At 71.1% G+C, this 15,992-nt stretch carries 16 protein-coding genes; 5 read left to right on the top strand and 11 right to left on the bottom strand.

Annotation, left to right across the window (positions count from 1 at the left end):
- Nucleotides 1-5 precede the first annotated feature (5 nt).
- From JYK18_RS33030 to JYK18_RS33000, 7 genes are all read right to left on the bottom strand, one after another.
- Nucleotides 6-1,241 carry a sarcosine oxidase subunit beta family protein gene (locus tag JYK18_RS33030; protein ID WP_206807321.1) on the bottom strand — a complete coding sequence of 412 codons (1,236 nt, stop codon included), beginning with the start codon at nucleotides 1,239-1,241 and terminating at the stop codon, nucleotides 6-8.
- Nucleotides 1,238-2,539, bottom strand: a complete 1,302-nt coding sequence (glyA, locus tag JYK18_RS33025) for a serine hydroxymethyltransferase (protein WP_206807320.1) — start codon at nucleotides 2,537-2,539, stop codon at nucleotides 1,238-1,240. Before glyA ends, JYK18_RS33030 begins: the two co-directional genes overlap by 4 nt.
- Before the next feature lie 97 nt (nucleotides 2,540-2,636).
- Complete coding sequence (locus tag JYK18_RS33020) at nucleotides 2,637-3,257, bottom strand: MBL fold metallo-hydrolase (protein WP_206807319.1); 621 nt, start codon at nucleotides 3,255-3,257, stop codon at nucleotides 2,637-2,639.
- Entirely contained in the window at nucleotides 3,254-4,342 is a 1,089-nt protein-coding gene (locus JYK18_RS33015) for an S-(hydroxymethyl)mycothiol dehydrogenase (protein WP_206807318.1), read from the bottom strand. The genes JYK18_RS33020 and JYK18_RS33015 overlap by 4 nt, the downstream gene beginning before the upstream one ends.
- Before the next feature lie 25 nt (nucleotides 4,343-4,367).
- Nucleotides 4,368-5,510, bottom strand: coding sequence for an aromatic ring-hydroxylating dioxygenase subunit alpha (locus JYK18_RS33010; protein ID WP_206807317.1), 1,143 nt, complete (start codon nucleotides 5,508-5,510; stop codon nucleotides 4,368-4,370).
- A gap of 34 nt (nucleotides 5,511-5,544) precedes the next feature.
- Nucleotides 5,545-6,720, bottom strand: coding sequence for an NAD(P)/FAD-dependent oxidoreductase (locus JYK18_RS33005; RefSeq protein WP_206807316.1), 1,176 nt, complete (start codon nucleotides 6,718-6,720; stop codon nucleotides 5,545-5,547).
- The gene (locus JYK18_RS33000; RefSeq protein WP_206807315.1) at nucleotides 6,720-7,070 is read right to left on the bottom strand and encodes a bifunctional 3-phenylpropionate/cinnamic acid dioxygenase ferredoxin subunit; all 351 of its coding nucleotides are present in this window, start codon (nucleotides 7,068-7,070) and stop codon (nucleotides 6,720-6,722) included. Before JYK18_RS33000 ends, JYK18_RS33005 begins: the two co-directional genes overlap by 1 nt.
- Nucleotides 7,071-7,193: 123 nt before the next feature.
- On the opposite strand from JYK18_RS33000, the gene JYK18_RS32995 reads away from it, so the two are divergent.
- A complete protein-coding gene (locus tag JYK18_RS32995; protein ID WP_206807314.1) occupies nucleotides 7,194-7,979 on the top strand; it encodes an IclR family transcriptional regulator in 786 nt (261 codons plus the stop codon).
- Nucleotides 7,980-8,088: 109 nt separating this feature from the next.
- Entirely contained in the window at nucleotides 8,089-9,528 is a 1,440-nt protein-coding gene (locus tag JYK18_RS32990) for an MFS transporter (RefSeq protein ID WP_374195078.1), read from the top strand.
- On the opposite strand, the gene JYK18_RS32985 is transcribed toward JYK18_RS32990, so the two are convergent.
- Nucleotides 9,529-9,801 carry a hypothetical protein gene (locus JYK18_RS32985; RefSeq protein ID WP_206807313.1) on the bottom strand — a complete coding sequence of 91 codons (273 nt, stop codon included), beginning with the start codon at nucleotides 9,799-9,801 and terminating at the stop codon, nucleotides 9,529-9,531. It abuts the gene before it with no gap.
- Nucleotides 9,802-9,847: 46 nt separating this feature from the next.
- On the opposite strand from JYK18_RS32985, the gene JYK18_RS32980 reads away from it, so the two are divergent.
- Complete coding sequence (locus JYK18_RS32980) at nucleotides 9,848-10,597, top strand: MerR family transcriptional regulator (RefSeq protein WP_242582349.1); 750 nt, start codon at nucleotides 9,848-9,850, stop codon at nucleotides 10,595-10,597.
- Here JYK18_RS32980 and JYK18_RS32975 read toward each other — a convergent pair whose 3' ends face one another.
- Nucleotides 10,598-12,460, bottom strand: coding sequence for a LamG-like jellyroll fold domain-containing protein (locus JYK18_RS32975; protein ID WP_206807312.1), 1,863 nt, complete (start codon nucleotides 12,458-12,460; stop codon nucleotides 10,598-10,600).
- A gap of 180 nt (nucleotides 12,461-12,640) precedes the next feature.
- Here JYK18_RS32975 and JYK18_RS32970 point away from each other — a divergent pair, with 180 nt between their 5' ends.
- Nucleotides 12,641-13,486, top strand: coding sequence for a hypothetical protein (locus JYK18_RS32970; RefSeq protein ID WP_206807311.1), 846 nt, complete (start codon nucleotides 12,641-12,643; stop codon nucleotides 13,484-13,486).
- A gap of 49 nt (nucleotides 13,487-13,535) precedes the next feature.
- On the opposite strand, the gene JYK18_RS32965 is transcribed toward JYK18_RS32970, so the two are convergent.
- Nucleotides 13,536-13,832 carry a DUF1540 domain-containing protein gene (locus JYK18_RS32965; RefSeq protein ID WP_153032740.1) on the bottom strand — a complete coding sequence of 99 codons (297 nt, stop codon included), beginning with the start codon at nucleotides 13,830-13,832 and terminating at the stop codon, nucleotides 13,536-13,538.
- A 280-nt stretch (nucleotides 13,833-14,112) separates the two neighbouring features.
- Here JYK18_RS32965 and JYK18_RS32960 point away from each other — a divergent pair, with 280 nt between their 5' ends.
- Nucleotides 14,113-14,991 (top strand): LLM class flavin-dependent oxidoreductase, encoded by an 879-nt coding sequence (locus JYK18_RS32960; RefSeq protein ID WP_206807310.1) that lies wholly within the window; start codon nucleotides 14,113-14,115, stop codon nucleotides 14,989-14,991.
- Here JYK18_RS32960 and sbnB read toward each other — a convergent pair.
- Nucleotides 14,973-15,992, bottom strand: a complete 1,020-nt coding sequence (sbnB, locus tag JYK18_RS32955; RefSeq protein ID WP_206807309.1) for a 2,3-diaminopropionate biosynthesis protein SbnB — start codon at nucleotides 15,990-15,992, stop codon at nucleotides 14,973-14,975. The two genes, JYK18_RS32960 and sbnB, sit on opposite strands and share 19 nt — an antisense overlap.

Genomic DNA, 15,992 nt, shown 5'->3' with positions numbered 1-15,992 from the left:
CCGGTTCAGTGGGCCACGGCGGCGGCGCCGTGTTCGTCGACGAGCGCACCGGTGGTGAACCGGTCCAGGCCGAACGGCGCGACGTAGGGGTGCGGCTCGCCGTGGGCGAGGGTGTGCGCGAAGCACCAGCCGATGCCCGGGGTCGCCTTGAACCCGCCGGTCCCCCAGCCCGCGTTGACGAAGACGTTCTCGTACGGGGTGTGCCCGACGATCGGGCTCGCGTCCGGGGTGACGTCGACGATGCCCGCCCACGACCGGAGCAGGTGCGCGCGGGCGAACACCGGGAACAGCTCCACCGCGGCGGCCATCTGCCGTTCGATGATGTGGAAGGCACCGCGCTGCCCGTACCCGTTGTAGGAGTCCACCCCGGCGCCCATCACCAGCTCGCCCTTGTGCGCCTGCGAGACGTAGACGTGCACGGCGTTCGACATCACGATCGTCGGGTGCACCGGCTCCAGCAGCTCGGAAACCAGTGCCTGCAGCGGATGCGACTGCAGCGGGGCGCGCACGCCGAGCTGGTCCAGCAGCACCGAGGTGTGCCCGGCGGCGCACAGCGCGACCGTGCCGCACCCGATGTCCCCGCGGGTGGTGCGCACCCCGGTCACCCGGTCACCGTCCACAGTGAACCCGGTGACCTCGCAGTCCTGGATCAGGTCCACCCCGGCTTCGTCCACGCGACGGCCGAAACCCCACGCCACGTAGTCGTGTTTCGCGATGCCCGCGCGCGGCTGGTAGGTCGCGCCCTGCACGGGGTAGCGGATGTCTTCGGCGGTGTTGATGATCGGGCAGATCCGCTTGACCTCGTCGGGCCCGAGCCATTCCGCGTCGATGCCGTTGAGCTTGTTCGCCTCCACCCGGCGGACCGAGTCGCGGACGTCCTGTTCGGTGTGCGCCAGGTTGAGCACCCCGCGCTGGGAGAACAGGATCGGGTAGCCGAGATCGTCCTCCAGCCCCTCCCACAGCTTCAGCGAGTGCTCGTAGATCGCCGCGGACTCGTCCCACAGGTAGTTCGACCGGATCAGCGTGGTGTTGCGGGCCATGTTCCCGCCGGCCAGCCAGCCCTTCTCCAGCACCGCCACGTTGGTGATCCCGTGGTTGCGGACGAGGTAGTGCGCGGTGGCCAGGCCGTGCCCGCCGCCGCCGACGATCACCACGTCGTAGTTCTTCTTCGGTTCCGGGTTGCGCCACAGGAAGTCGGGGTGCTCGGGCAGGTCCGCGCCCGGTGGGTTCGTCTGGGTCATACCGGCAGCTCCGGGTAGAGGGGGTGGCGTTCGGCGAGCGCTTCGACCCTGGCGGCCAGCGCGGCGAGTTCCGCTTCGCCGGTGCCGGGGCGCAGCGCGAGCGCGATGATGTCGGCGACCTCGGCGAAATCGGCCTCGTCGAAGCCGCGGGCGGCCAGTGCGGGGGTGCCGATGCGCACGCCGGAAGCCACCATCGGCGGCCGGGGGTCGAACGGCACGGCGTTGCGGTTCACCGTGATCCCCACCCGGTGCAGCCGGTCCTCGGCCTGCTTTCCGTCCATTTCGGAATGCCGGAGGTCGGCCAGCACCAGGTGCACGTCGGTACCGCCGGAGACCACGCCGACCCCGTCTTCGGCCAGCAGCCGGTCGGCGAGGAGCTTCGCCCCGGCCAGCGTGCGTTCCTGGCGCAGCCGGAACGCGGGCTCCCCGGCCAGCTTGAACGCGACCGCCTTGGCCGCGATCACGTGCTCCAGCGGACCGCCCTGGAGGCCGGGGAACACCGCGGAGTTGAGTTTCTTCGCCAGCTCCCGCTTCGCCAGCACCACGCCGCCTCGTGGACCGCCGAGGGTTTTGTGCGTGGTCGAGGTGACCACGTCCGCGTACGGCACCGGGTTCGGGTGGAGCCCGGCGGCGACCAGACCGGCGAAATGCGCCATGTCCACCATCAGGTAGGCACCGACCTCGTCGGCGATCCGCCGGAACTCGGCGAAATCCAGCTGACGCGGGTAGGCCGACCAGCCCGCGATGATCAGCTTCGGCTGCCGCTCGCGGGCCAGCCGGGCCACCTCGTCCATGTCCACGAGGTGGTTGTCCTCCCGCACGTGGTACGGCACGGCGTCGAAGTACCTGCCGGAGAAGGTCAGCCGCATGCCGTGGGTGAGGTGGCCGCCGTGCGCGAGGTCGAGGCCGAGGAAGGTGTCCCCCGGTGCGAGCAGGGCGGCCAGCACGGCCGCGTTCGCCTGCGCCCCCGAATGCGGTTGCACGTTGGCGAACTCCGCGCCGAACAACACCTTCACCCGGTCGATCGCCAGCTGCTCCAGCACGTCGACGTGCTCGCAGCCGCCGTAGTAGCGGCGGCCGGGATAACCCTCGGCGTACTTGTTGGTCAGCACCGAGCCCTGCGCCTCGAGCACGCTCAGCGGGGCGAAGTTCTCCGAGGCGATCATCTCCAGCGTGCCGCGCTGGCGGGCCACCTCCTGGCCGAGCACCCGGTGGACCTCCGGATCGGCCTGCGCCAGCGACAGGCCGAGCACCCGTTCGGGACCGTGGGTCCCGGGGCGGTCAACGGTTACGGACATGCGGCCCACTCCTGTCATATCTCAGCCGAAGTTCTGATATATCAACCAAATGTCACGTTAAGGGCCAGGTAGGCACCGGTCAATAGGCCAGGCGAGGTCAGAATCCGCGGTGGATCCACTCGTGCAGGTTCGGTGCCTCCGCGCCGATCGAGGTGGCCTCGCCGTGGCCGGTCCTGACCTCGGTGTCCGGTGGCAGCGCCAGCAGCGTCTCCCGGATGGACTCGATGATCGTGCCGAAGTCGGAGTACGACCGGCCGGTCGCGCCCGGGCCGCCGCGGAACAGCGTGTCGCCCGAGAAAACCGTGCCCAGATCGGGGGCGTGCAGGCAGACCGAGCCGGGTGAGTGCCCCGGCGTGACGAGCACCCGCAGCTCGATCCCACCGGCAGAGAGCATCTCCCCGTGCGTCAACTCCTTGTCCGGCAAGCGTTCCGGATGAGTCAGCTTCCACAGTGGAGCCTCCTCCGGGTGCAGCAGGATCGGCGCGCCGAAGGTGTCCGCCAGCGCCGGTGCCTCGCCGATGTGGTCGTCGTGGCCGTGCGTGCACACGATCGCCGTCACGCGGCGGTCCCCCACCCGCGCGGCGACCGCACTCGCGTCGTGCGCCGGATCGATCAGCAGCACCTCGTGCTCGTCGCCGACGATCCAGACGTTGTTGTCCACCTCCCAGGTCCCGCCGTCGAGCGAGAAGGTGCCGGAGGTGACCAGGTGCTCGATCACAGGACCACCACCGAACGCAGCACCCCGCCGTCCTTCATCCGCGAGAACGCGCCCTCGACGTGGTCGAGCGCGATCTCCTCGGTGATGAAGCCGTCCAGCGGGAGCCTGCCCTGCAGGTACAGCTCGATCAGCGCCGGGAAGTCGCGGGAGGGCAGGCAGTCGCCGTACCAGGACGACTTCAGCGCGCCACCGTGGGAGAAGTACTCGAGGAACGGCAGGTCGGGCGCCTTCATCTCGGGTGTGGGCACCCCGACGAGCACCACCGTGCCCGCCAGGTCCCGCGCGCGGAACGCCTGCTTCCAGGTCTCCGGGCGGCCGACCGCGTCGATCACCACGTCCGCGCCGAAGCCGCCGGTGTGGCTCCGGATCGCCTCCACCGGGTCGAGGTCGCGGGCGTCCACCACGTGGGTCGCGCCGAACTCCCGCGCCTTGTCGAGCTGCCTCGGGTCCCGGTCCACCGCGACGATGGTGGCGGCACCGGCCAGCCGTGCCCCGGCGATGGCCGCGTTCCCGACCCCGCCGCAGCCGATCACCGCGACCGTGTCGCCCCGGCCGACTCCGCCGGTGTTGACCGCGGCCCCGATGCCCGCCATCACCCCGCAGCCGAGCAGCCCGGCGGCCTGCGGCCGGGCGCGACGGTCCACTTTGGTGCACTGGCCGGCGGCGACCAGTGTCTTCTCCGCGAACGCGCCGATGCCCAGTGCCGGGCTCAGTTCCCGCCCGGAGGTCAGCGTCATCTTCTGCGTGGCGTTGTGCGTGTCGAAGCAGTACTGCGGCTTGCCCTTGCGGCAGGCCCGGCACTGCCCGCACACCGCGCGCCAGTTGAGGATCACGTAGTCGCCGGGTTCGACGTCGGTCACGCCGTCGCCGACGGACTCGACGATCCCGGCGGCCTCGTGGCCGAGCAGGAACGGGAACTCGTCGTTGATCCCGCCTTCGCGGTAGTGCAGGTCGGTGTGGCACACCCCGCACGCCTGGACTCCGACGACCGCCTCGCCCGGCCCCGGGTCGGGGACCACGATCGTTTCGACGGTGACCGGCTTGCCCTTTTCGAGCGCCACCACACCGCGGACTTTCTGGGCCATGCTCTCTGCTCCTGTTCTCGGGCGGTCAGTCGGAGATCGCGTCGGCGACCCAGTCGCGGAACTCGCCGATGTGGTGCTCGCTGGGCACCAGCACCCCGCCCGCGGCGTAGGCCTTCGACGACATCGCGGGCTGGCACCGCTCGCACGCCTCGAAGTCCTGCTCGTTGACCCGGTGGAACAGCTCCACCGACCGGCTCAGGTCGGCCCCGCTGTCGATCACCGACCGGGGGTAGAGCCAGTCGCACTCGACGATCGTGCGGTCCACCGCCATCGGGTACATCCGGTGGAAGATCACGTGATCGGGCACCAGGTTGATGAACACCTGCGGGTTCACGGTGATCGCGTAGTACCGCCGGTCGTGGTGCTCGTCGACGCCGGCGAGCCGGTCGAACCCGGTCTGCCCGTCGATGGTGAAGCCGGTGACCTCCTCGCCGAACTCGGCACCGTGCCCGACGTAGTACTGCGCGGCGTACCCGTCGGCGAACTCCGGGAGCACCTCGGTCAGCTCCGGGTGGATCGTCGCGCAGTGGTAGCACTCCATGAAGTTCTCGACGATCAGCTTCCAGTTCGCCTTGACGTCGTAGGTGATCCGGCGCCCGACGACGAGTTCGTCGATGCCCCACTTCTCGATCACGTCGCCTTCGCCGAGGCGGCCGGTCACCGCGGCCTGCACGGTGTCGGCGAACGACGGCGGCTCGTCGGCCAGGCACACCCACACCGTGCCGAGCCATTCGCGCAGCGCGACGCCGATGAGCCCGTACTCGTCGCGGTTGACGTCGTTCATCGAGGTCAGGTTCGGCGCCGCGATGAGCTTGCCGTCGAGGCCGTAGGTCCAGGCGTGGTACGGGCATTGCAGGGACCGGCGGACCTCGCCCGCGTCCTCCGTGCACAACCGGGCGCCGCGGTGGCGGCACACGTTGAGGAAGGCCCGCAGCGAGCGGTCGCGGCCGCGGACGATCAGCACGCTCTCGCCGCCGACGTCGACCGTGCGGAACTTGCCCGGCTCCGGCAGATCGCTGCTGCGGGCGGCGGCGAACCAGTTCCGCTGGAAGATGCGCTGCTGCTCGCGGGCGAACAGGGCGGGATCGGTGTAGTGGGCCCCGGGCAGGGTGGGGATCAGGCTGGTGGCGGGCTCCGGCTGCTGGGCGCGGACTTCGACGGAACTCACGGTGGTCCTTTCTGCGGCTTCCGGCGGGAACGGATCAGTTCGAAGTGGACGGACGACCGGCCAGCTGGCGGCGCCAGCGCCCGAAGGAACGGGCGCGGTCCACCGCGAGCACGGCCACCGGGGTCCCGGCGGCGTCGCGGTAGAGCGCGAGGAAGTCGAACTCGGCCACCTCGCCTTCGAGCACCTCCACCGTGCTGTCCTCGGTGCGGTGCCCGGCGAACTGGATGCGGTGGCCGTACTGATCGGACCAGAAGTAGGGCAGGCGGTGGTGGGCGGGCGCGGTGTAGTCGCGGCCGAGCAACGCGGACACCGCGGCGATCGGCTGCTGCACGGCGTTGGTCCAGTGCTCCAAGCGCACCGGGCCGGCCGCGTGGTCGCGATCGGAGTTGGCGCAGTCCCCGACCGCGACCACGCCCGGCACGTTCGTCGCGCCCCGCGCGTCGGTGCGCACCCCGTTGACCAGTTCCACCCCGGAGCCGATCAGCCAGTCCACGCACGGGGACGCGCCGATGCCCAGCACCACCACGTCCGCGGGCAGTTCCCGGCCGTTGGTCAGCCGGACCCCGGTCACCCGCCCGGTCCCGATCAGCCCGGCCAGCCCGGCGCCGGTGTGCAGCCGGACGCCCTTCGTCGCGTGCAGCCGGGCGCACACCCGGCCCATCTCCACGCCCAGCGGTTTGTGCAGCGGCGAGGCCTCGGCCTCGACCACGTCGGTCTCGACCCCCATGCCCGCCGCGGTCGAGGCGATCTCGGAACCGATGAACCCGGCGCCGATCACCACCAGCCGCGTCCCGGGCACCAGCGCCTTGCGCAGGGCGATGGCGTCGTCGAGGGTGCGCAGCGTGTGCACCCCGTCGAAGGGGCGCCCCGGCAGGCGGCGGGCGCGGGCGCCGGTCGCCAGCACCACGCCGTCGGACACGATCCGCTCGCCGTCGTCCAGCACCACCGCGCGCTCGCCGGTGTCCAGCCGGGCGGCGGTGCGGCCGAGCCGCCAGTCGGCGTCGAGCGCGGTGTCCTCGGGCGTTTTGAGGTCCAGGTCGATTTCGGACACCGTGCCCGCCAGGTACTCCTTCGACAGCGGCGGCCGGTCGTACGGGGCGTAGGCCTCTTCACCCACCACGGTGATCCGGCCGTCGTAGCCCTGGTCGCGCAGCGCGCGGACCGCGGTCAGACCCGCCAGCGAAGCGCCGACGACGGTGACCGCCCGCATCAGGCGACCTCTTCCACGTAGGCCGGGCGCTCGACGGTGTCGCCGGTGCCGATGGTTTCGTGCACGTAAACCTGACCGTCGACCAGAACCACCTCATGGGTGCGCACGGCCTTGCGTGCCGGCGGCCCGCTCGGCCGTCCCGTGCGGAGGTCGAAACACGCCGCGTGCAGCGGGCATTCGACCGCGCATCCCTCCAGCCAGCCATCGGACAGCGAAGCGTCCTGATGGGTGCAGGTGTCGTCGATCGCGTAAAACTCCCCGTCGACGTTGAAGACCGCGATTGCGACCTGGCCCTGCACGCGTACAGACTCTCCGACAGGAATTTCGGACACCGCGCCAACTAAGATCATCGTGGCTCCTGTTGCATATGGCGGAACACGGCGTGCTATACGCAACGGAGAATCCGGCACGCTCCCGCCGGGCGTCAACCCTCCCGGACCGACAACCCCCACTCGCAGGCTCGGAGTTGCAACATGTACAACACCGGCGACACCACCAGCGCTGGCGAACCCAGATCCTCGGCCCAGACCGTGGATCGAGCGCTTTCCATGCTCACCCTGCTGGCCCAGCGGGGCCCGTCCGGCGTCACCGAACTCGCCCGCGAACTCGGCGTGCACAAGTCGACGGCCACCCGGCTGCTCTCGGCGTTGGAAAAGTTCCGGTTCGTCGAGCAGGACGGGAATCGGGGCAAGTACCGGCTCGGCTTCGGCATCGTCCGGCTGGCCGGGGCGACCACCGCGCAGCTCGACATCGGCCGGGAGGGACGGCCGGTCTGCGCGAAGCTCGCCGCGGAACTGCGGGGCACGGTGAGCCTGAGCGTGCTCGAAGGCGGCAGCGCCACGGCGGTGGTTCAGGAACCGGGCACCGAGCGCAACTGGATCGGCGTCCGGATGCCGTTGCACGCCACCGCGACCGGCAAGGTGCTGCTGGCGAGCCTCGGCTTCGAGGAACTGAGCATCGCGCTCGAACGGCCCCGGCAGCGGCTGACCGCCAACACCATCACCGCCAGCGGCGCGTTGCTGGCGGACCTGAACCGCGTTCGCGATCGCGGCTGGGCCGCCACCATCGGCGAACTGGAGACCGGGCTGAACTCCGTCGCGGTGGCGGTGCGCGGACCCGGCGGGCGCATCGCCGGCGCGCTCGCCGTCTCCGCTCCCGAAGAACACCTCGGCCTCGACGATTTCCAGGACATCGCCCGGGTGCTCACCCAGGCCGTCGAAGAGATCCGCGCCGGACTGCAGCGGCTGACGCTGCCGTAACCCGCGGGAACCACCCTTGACCCCTTGTGACACATCTAATACCTTCCACAGATATATCAGTCGTCTGATGAAGCAAGGGTGATCATGGATTCGCACCGGACGAGGCGGGGTGAGCAGGGTGGATGAGCAGCAGCGAGAGCAGCCCGTGCCCCGCGGGACCGTGGTCGAGGACGAACGCACGATCCGCCGCGCGACCACCGCGGCCACCCTCGGAAATGTCGCCGAATGGTACGACTTCGGCATTTACTCCTATCTCGCGGCCGTGGCGCTGGACCGGGTTTTCTTTCCGGAGGCGGGTGATTGGGCCACCGTGTTCACCCTCGGCACGTTCGCCGCCGCCTTTGTCGTGCGCCCGCTCGGCGGGTTCATCCTCGGCCCGCTCGGCGACCGCATCGGCCGCACCAGGGTGCTGGCCGCGACTGTGCTGCTGATGGCCGTGGCCACCGTGCTGCTCGGCCTGATCCCGAGTTACGGCACGATCGGCATCGCGGCCCCGTTGCTCGTCCTGTTCATCCGGATGCTCCAGGGGTTCTCCGCCGGCGGTGAGTACACCGGCGCGCTGACCCTGGTCGCCGAATACGCCCCGGACCGCAGGCGGGGTTTCTTCGGCAGCTGGCTCGAATTCGGCACGCTGGTCGGGTACACGCTCGGCGCCGGGGTCTGCGCGATCCTGATCGCCGTGCTGCCCGAGGCGGACCTGCTCTCGTGGGGCTGGCGGATCCCGTTCATGCTCGCCCTGCCGGTCGGCGTGGTCGGCATCTACCTGCGCCTGCGGCTGGAGGAGACCCCGGCGTTCCGGCAGCTGATGGAACGCGCGCCGGCGATGGCGACGATGTCGCTGCGCCGCGCCTGCCACATCCTGGTGACCCGGTACCGGCCGGCCGCGCTGATCGCGGGCGGGCTGGTGATCGCCTGGAACGTCACCAACTACGTGCTGACCAACTACGTGCCCACCTATCTCACCGGCACCCTGCCCGGCCACGGCCACCACGGCACCAGCGAGTCGGTGTCCACCGCGCTGCAGGTCGGGGTGATGCTGGCGATGCTGTGCGTGGTGGTGTTCCTGGGCAGGCTCAGCGACCGGATCGGCCGCAAGCCGATCCTGCTCACCGGCAGCCTGGCACTGGTGCTGCTCGGGCTGCCGTCGGTGTGGCTGCTGCAGAGCAGGCCGTACGGTCAGGTCGCCGGGCTGCTGATCATGGGCTTCACCCTGGTCTGCTTCGCCGCGGTGACGCCGTCCACGCTGCCCGCGCTGTTCCCCACCTTCATCCGGTACGGCAGCCTCGCGATCATCTTCAACATCTTCGTCTCGGCGTTCGCCGGTACCGCGCCGACGGTGATCGGGGTGGCCGTCACGACCACCGGCAACCTCGACTGGCCCGGCTACTACCTGATCGGCGCCGGGGTGATCGGCCTGCTCAGCACGGCGTTCCTGAAGGAACCCGCCGGGGAGCCGCTGGCCGGGGCCGCCCCGCTCGCCTCCAGCGCCGACCTGCGGTCGCCGGAACTGTCGGAATCCGGGGTCCCGCTGGAGAACCCGCGGCAGTGATCAGCCGGGGGCGTCCAGCAGCCGCTCCAGTTCGGTGCTCGCCCGCTCGTACCCCGCGTCCGAGATCCGCTGCAGTTCGAGCAGGTCACCGGCGGCGACCGCGCGCCGGGTCAGCGCCTCCCCCGCGCGCACGCAGCCCTCGTCCAGCAATTCGCTCAGCTCGGTGACGTCCCCGCGCTCGTCGGCGAGGTCGGCGAGGCGGTCCATCGCCGTCTCGTTGCCCTCGTCGGCCAGCGCCCGCAGGGTTTCCCGGCTGAAGTTCGCGTTTACCATGCCGATATGCTCCAACCTTTCCCCTAGGGCAAGGTCAAGGGGGAAGATGGGGCGGGTGATCACCATCGGCCAGCTCGCCCGGTACGTCGGCGTGTCGACCAAAACCATCCGCGTCTACCACGACAAGGGCCTGCTGCCCGAACCCGAGCGCGACGCCTCCGGGTACCGGCGGTACGACGCCGGGCACGCGATCGACCTGATCAAGATCCGCACCCTGGCCGAGTCCGGGGTGCCGCTGGCCCGCATCCGCGAACTCCGCGACGCGCCCGAGGAGGAGTTCCAGCTGGCGCTGCGGCAGATCGACGCCGACCTCACCAGCCGCATCCGCGGGCTGCGGGCCACCCAGGAACGCCTCGCCGAACTCGCCGACGGCCGCCTGCTGGCGATCCCGGCCGAGGTCCGGACCCACCTCCAGCAGCTGCCGCGGCTCGGGTTCAGCGAGCGGTGGGTCGCGCTGCAGGCGGATCTGTGGATCCTGGTCTACGCCACGCACCCGGACACCGCGCCCGCGTTGTTCCACGACCAGGCCCAGCTCCTCGCCGATCCGGTGCACCGCGAGATGTTCCTCGACTACGACCACGCGCACGACCTCGACCCGCACGACCCCCGCATCGACCAGCTCGCCCGCCGCGCCGTCCAGGCCACCCGCGCCCGCTACGGCACGGGTGACCTGCCCGGCCAGGACCCCGGTTCGGCGATCCCGGCGCTGATCCAGTCCGCGATCAACGCCTCCTCCGCCGCGTGGGCCCGGATCGACGCGCTGATCCGCGAGCAGCTGGGCCTGCCCGGCTCGTGATCAGGCCCGGAGGAACTGCTCCGGCCGCAACGCCCTGGCCACCACGCGGGTGTCGCCGACCCAGCCGTAGAAACCGTGTCCGTACTTCAGCGCGAACTGCGTGGCGCCGATGACGAACGGCTTGCCGAGGGTGGCGATACCGCGCGAATCCTCGGCCGGGTTGCGCGCGATCGGTGAGCCGTCGACGTAGACGATGGTGCGGCGGCCGTCGTTGACCACGGCGACGTGGGTCCAGCGGCCGGTCGGCAGGGCATGGCTCCACGAGGTCGGGTCGGCGTCGGTGTGCTTGGGGTAGACCACGAACTGGAGGAACCGCTCCCCGGACAGGTTCAGGCTGCACGTGGGTTCCTCCGGGGACCAGCCGCTGGTCTTGCCCGCGTCCCCGGCGCGGCCCTCCCAGCTGAGGATGCCCATGAAGGCGTGGTCCCCGGTGAACGGCTCGGGCAGCTTGAGGAAGGTTTCGATGGTGTAGCCGTCGAGGAAGGCCATGCCGTTGATCGGCGCGGACGGCCCGGTGCGCAGCACGGCGCCGCGATCCGGGCCCTTGCCGCCGTCGAACCGGAGGCTGGCGTGCGCGGGCTGCTCGGAGTGGTGCTCGGCCGACCAGGTGAGCACCTCGGGCGCGCTGCCGTGCAGGAGTTCCGCGCGCAGGTCGTTGCCCTGGCCGGTCAGGTCGCGGGCGACCGTGCCGGGGGCCACCGGTGTGCCGTCCGGCCCGGGGGTGCTGCCCGCCGCGTCGAACCGCCAGTAGGCCACCGTGCCCGGCACCAGCACCGCGGCCGGCGGGCGCGGCGGCGGAACCACCGGCGGCGCGAACGCGGCGAACCGCCGGTCGAAGTCGATCTCCACGGTGAACCGCTCGACGTCCCCGCTCAGTTCGACGTGCTCGGCCTGCAGCGGCGTGCGGTCGCCGGCCCGCCGCGCGAGTGCCCACGGCGAGAAGGTCTCCACGTCGATGACCCCGCGCGCCAGGTCGAACCGGTAGTACCGCAGCATGCCGGCGCCGCCGTAGTAGCGGTCCTGGTAGTTGGTCAGGTGGACGTGGACCGGGTTGCCCGCGTCGTTGGTCAGCGTGGTGCGGCCGCACGGCCAGTAGTGACCGTTGAGGGTGAGGAAGATCTGGTCGTTGCCGCGGATCAGCCGGTTCCACAGCAGATCGCCGTAGCCGGAGAGGGACGCGTGCCCGTCCTCGGCCGGGGTGGCGATCTCGTGCGTGGTCAGGATCGCGGGCAGTTCGGGGTGCTGGTCCAGCACGCCCTGCGCCCAGGCGATGCCGCGGTCGGAGCTGCGCCAGTCGAGTGCGAGCAGCAGCCACTGCCTGCCGCCGCCGGTGAGCCGGTGGTAGCTGTGGTACCCGTCCGGGGAGGAACCGCCGTAGGTGGGCATCCGCCGGAACCGGTCCGGGCCGAACGTGCGCAGGTACGGGGTGGCGCCGCGCTGGTCGTCGCTGTTGCCCGGCACGTCGTGGTTCCCGGCCAGCACGCTGTAAGGCAGCCTGCCGTCGATGGTGCGGAAGACCTCGTCGGCGGTGCGCATCTCCGCGTCGGTGCCGTGTTCGGTGACGTCGCCGAGGTGCGCCAGGAACACGATGTTGTCCTCACGGCGACGGCGCAGCAGGTGCACCAGCGTTTCCCGCACCGGCTCCGGATCGGAGCCGCCCTGGTCGAACAGGTACTGCGTGTCCGGCAGCACGGCGAGGGTGAACCGCGGGTCCTTCGGGTCGACCGGCCCGGCCGGTTCCACCGCCTGCGCGGCGGCGAAACCGGGCCACAGCGCCGAAGAAGCGGCGACGGCGACGGGGGCGCCCGCCGCGGCCCGCAGCAGGGAACGGCGGGCGAAGTGGCGCGGAGCGTGTTCGGGCACGGGGACCTCCAAGATCGGGTTCGCCGCGAGCGTTCACCCGTGCGCTGTCGCGGTCGTGACGAACAGCCGAACAACGGCCGAACATGGCCGGTAGGAACCACTGCCACCGGGCGGCAAACCGGTCCTGCCGCGCGTTCGCCGGACGTAGACTCGGCCATCCGGTCCAGGAGGTGGCCCGTGGTGGAACCCGTGCTCGTCGGCGCCCTCGTCTGGCTGGGCCAGCTCATCGTGGCTCGCGGCGTGGAACGCGTGATGGACGCGGCGATCGAAAACTTCGGCGACCGCCCGGCCGAGCCCGCCGCGGTGCCCGTTGCAGCGGTCCGGCGCCACGACCTCACCGCGCCCGGCGCGCAGGCCAGCAGCGACGTCGACATCACCCCGCGGTACCACCGGCAGTCCGGCCACCGCACCCCGGCGATCCTCACCGTGCAGAAGTTCGGCGACTCCACCACCGGCACCACGGTGCCGATGGTGCTCGGCGACACCGCGCACCTGACCCTGGTGCGCGGGCACTACCTGGTCACCGCGCTGGTGCTCGACCTGCCGCGGCACCGCGGCGACAAGCCGGCGCTGCGCGGGCTCGGCTGGGCGGACCTGTGGCTGGCGGAGAACGCGACCACCCGGCTGACCGTCGGCACCCGGCACCCCACCGAGGAACTGGTGGACGAGATCGGGCTGAAGCAGCAGGACGGCACCCCGGTCTTCACCCTGCCACCGGCCCGGCCCGCGGCGCCGCCGCGACCCGTCCGCGAACAGCTCATCGCCCGGACGGTTCCGCGCACGTGGGATCACCAGCGGGAACTGGACCGGTTGAGAGCCCGCGTGCGGCAGTCCCCCACCCCACCGCCCCGCACCCCGCCGGAGGAAGTGGCCAGGGTCCTCTGCCGCGCTCGCGCGTGGGTCGGCGGCAAGCAGTGCGACCTCGTGGCCGACGAGGAAGGGCTGTGCCGGATCCACCGCGAGCAGGCCAGGTCGGCCCACCACGTGGTCGACCACTTCACCGGACGGCCGATCTTCCTGCCCTGAACGCGAAACGGCCCCGGTCAGCGGGTGACCGGGGCCGTCGCGGGCGGGCTCAGGTGGTGTAGGTCAGGCAGTTCGCCGCGTGGTCGCCGGTGCCGGGGCCGACCCGCACGCCCGAGGCGGTGCACTCCAGCCCGGAGTTGTGCACGCAGTCCGCGCGCGAGCACGCGCCGACCTGCGCGACGACCTTGTCCAGGCCGCCCTTGGTGTTCAGCGAGACGAAGGTGTCGCAGTCGGCGGCGCCGTTGCTGCCGCCGACGGTGATCGCGTAGGCGTGACACCCGTCGTGGTTGTAGGAGCACCCGGTGACCGTGCACTCGCGCACGGCGGGCATTTCGGTGGTGGTCATCAGCCGCACCTCGCAAAGGTGAGTGGTGGGAATGCGTCAGTACCGAAAACGGTGCCACCGCGAAACCCCGCCCGCAACCGGGGAAGCATTGAGGCAAGCCTTACCTCGGCCGCAATTTCCGGGGGCGTTCACGCAGCTCAGCCCCGGTGGTCACGGGTGGTGAAAATGATTCGACGGCACGCACACGACCCCAATGAGTGATTCTCCGTCGAATTCGCGGTTCGCTCATTCCCGGGAAAACCGGTTGCTCCCGGCGTGGCGGGTCCCCGAGTATGCTCCCGTGCGCTACTCGATCAACATCCCGAACTTCGGCGACTTCGCCGACGCCAGGACGGTCGCGAAGGCGGCCGTGGCCGCCGAGAACGCCGGGTGGGACGCCCTGTTCGTCTGGGACCACGTCGTCCACGACAAGACCGCGCGGCGCGGCCAGCCGTTCGGTGATCCGTGGATGCTGCTGACCGCCGCCGCGCTGGCCACCTCCCGGCTCCGGCTCGGCACGCTGGTCACCCCGGTGGCGCGGCGCCGTCCCGAGCAGCTCGCCCGCCAGGTGGCCACGCTCGACGCGCTCAGCGGGGGCCGGGTGATCTTCAGCGCCGGGGTCGGCGGCCCGATCGGCGACGAGTTCGGCAGCTTCGGTGACGTGGTGGACGCGAAGGTGCTCGCCGAACGGCTCGACGAGGGACTCGGCCTGCTCAGCCGCTACTGGTCGGGACAGCGGGTGGACCACGACGGACCCCACTACCGGGTGCGGGACGTCGAACTGCTGCCCGCGACCGTGCAGCAGCCGCGCCCGCCGGTGTGGATCGCCGGGGTCTGGCCGAACCGCAGGCCGATGCGCCGCGCGGCGGCGTGGGACGGGGTGGTCCCGTTGTTCAAGACCGCCTCGCACGGCCATCCGCCCGCCGTCGACGAGGTTCGCGACGTGGTCGACTACGTGCGCGAACACCGCGGCACGCAGGCATCGCCGTTCGAAGTGGTGGTCGGCGGGGTCAGCCCGGGTGACCCCGCCGAGTCGGCGGACCTCATCGCCCCGCTCGCCGAAGCCGGTGCGACCTGGTGGGACGAACGGCAGCTCCAGGAGAGCGAGGACCTGCACCGCCTCGACGCGGTCCTGCGGCGCATCGAGGCGGGGCCGCCCGGTTACCGCGCCCGCTCGTAGCGCTTCAGCTCGGCGAAGAAGTCCGGGATCTCGGTGAGCTCACCGCTCGCGGTCACCGTGTCGTAGACGAACTTGCCGACCGCGAGGTCGAGCACGCCCAGCCCGAACGGCGAGAACACCACCGGGCGGTCGGCGGGCACGGTGAGCGCGCCGGTCAGCACGTCGTTCAGCGTGCCGTCGAGGAAGTCGCGGTTGCCGGTGGCCTGCTCGGCCAGGTGCGGCGAGGTGTCGGCCTTGAGGCAGTGCTCCACGTCGTCGACCACGTTCACCGAGTTCAGGATGATCTCCGGCGACAGGTCGCGCAGCGAGACGTGCAGCACCAGCGGGTTGTGCGAGAACCAGTCCGGGTCGTGCACGTGCGGCGTGCCCGCGACGGTGGCGAACACGACCAGGTCCGAGTTCCGGATCAGCGACTCCGCGCTGTCGTGCACCCGCGCCCGGCCGTCCACCCCGGCGACGAACCCGGCCGCGTGCTCGGCGGAAAGGTCGAACACGCCGGTCTCGTCGAAGGTCCAGCCCAGGGAGGCGAGATAGGTGTGCAGGTACCGGGCGATCAGGCCGACACCGATGAAGCCGACCCGCTTCGGGCGGCCGCGGTCACGGCCGAGCCGGTCCGCGGCCAGTGCCGCCGAGGCCGCCGTGCGGGTCGCGCTGATCACCGAGCTTTCCAGGCAGGCGAACGGGTATCCGGTGTCGTGGTCGTTGAGGATGAGCACCGCCGACGCCCGCGGCAGGCCGTTCTCCACGTTGCCGGGGAAGCTGGAGATCCACTTCATGCCGTCCACGTTCACGTCGTCCCCGATGGACGCGGGCAGCGCGATGATCCGCGAGGACGGCCGGTCCGGGAAGCGCAGGAAGTACGACGGCGGGTTGACCGTGTGCCCGGCCGCGTGCGTGCGGTAGGCCGCCTCGACCAGGTCGATGACGTGCTTCTCCTGACCGTGCAGTGCGTCGAGCACCTGCGCGCCGGAGATGACGGCGAAGGACGGGACGTTGGGCAC

It is taken from the genome of Amycolatopsis sp. 195334CR (assembly GCF_017309385.1).
Classification (GTDB): domain Bacteria; phylum Actinomycetota; class Actinomycetes; order Mycobacteriales; family Pseudonocardiaceae; genus Amycolatopsis.
This window is presented reverse-complemented; position numbering and strand designations above follow the sequence as displayed.

Excerpts from the sequence above, each read along its gene's own strand:
- JYK18_RS32980 (WP_242582349.1), top strand. The coding sequence starts at position 9,848 with ATGGGGCGGGTGATCACCATCGGCCAGCTCGCCCGGTACGTCGGCGTG.
- JYK18_RS32965 (WP_153032740.1), bottom strand. The coding sequence starts at position 13,832 with ATGACCACCACCGAAATGCCCGCCGTGCGCGAGTGCACGGTCACCGGG.
- JYK18_RS33030 (WP_206807321.1), bottom strand. The coding sequence starts at position 1,241 with ATGACCCAGACGAACCCACCGGGCGCGGACCTGCCCGAGCACCCCGAC.
- JYK18_RS33015 (WP_206807318.1), bottom strand. The coding sequence starts at position 4,342 with ATGGCCCAGAAAGTCCGCGGTGTGGTGGCGCTCGAAAAGGGCAAGCCG.
- JYK18_RS33005 (WP_206807316.1), bottom strand. The coding sequence starts at position 6,720 with ATGCGGGCGGTCACCGTCGTCGGCGCTTCGCTGGCGGGTCTGACCGCG.
- JYK18_RS33000 (WP_206807315.1), bottom strand. The coding sequence starts at position 7,070 with ATGATCTTAGTTGGCGCGGTGTCCGAAATTCCTGTCGGAGAGTCTGTA.
- JYK18_RS32985 (WP_206807313.1), bottom strand. The coding sequence starts at position 9,801 with ATGGTAAACGCGAACTTCAGCCGGGAAACCCTGCGGGCGCTGGCCGAC.
- JYK18_RS32995 (WP_206807314.1), top strand. The coding sequence starts at position 7,194 with ATGTACAACACCGGCGACACCACCAGCGCTGGCGAACCCAGATCCTCG.
- glyA (WP_206807320.1), bottom strand. The coding sequence starts at position 2,539 with ATGTCCGTAACCGTTGACCGCCCCGGGACCCACGGTCCCGAACGGGTG.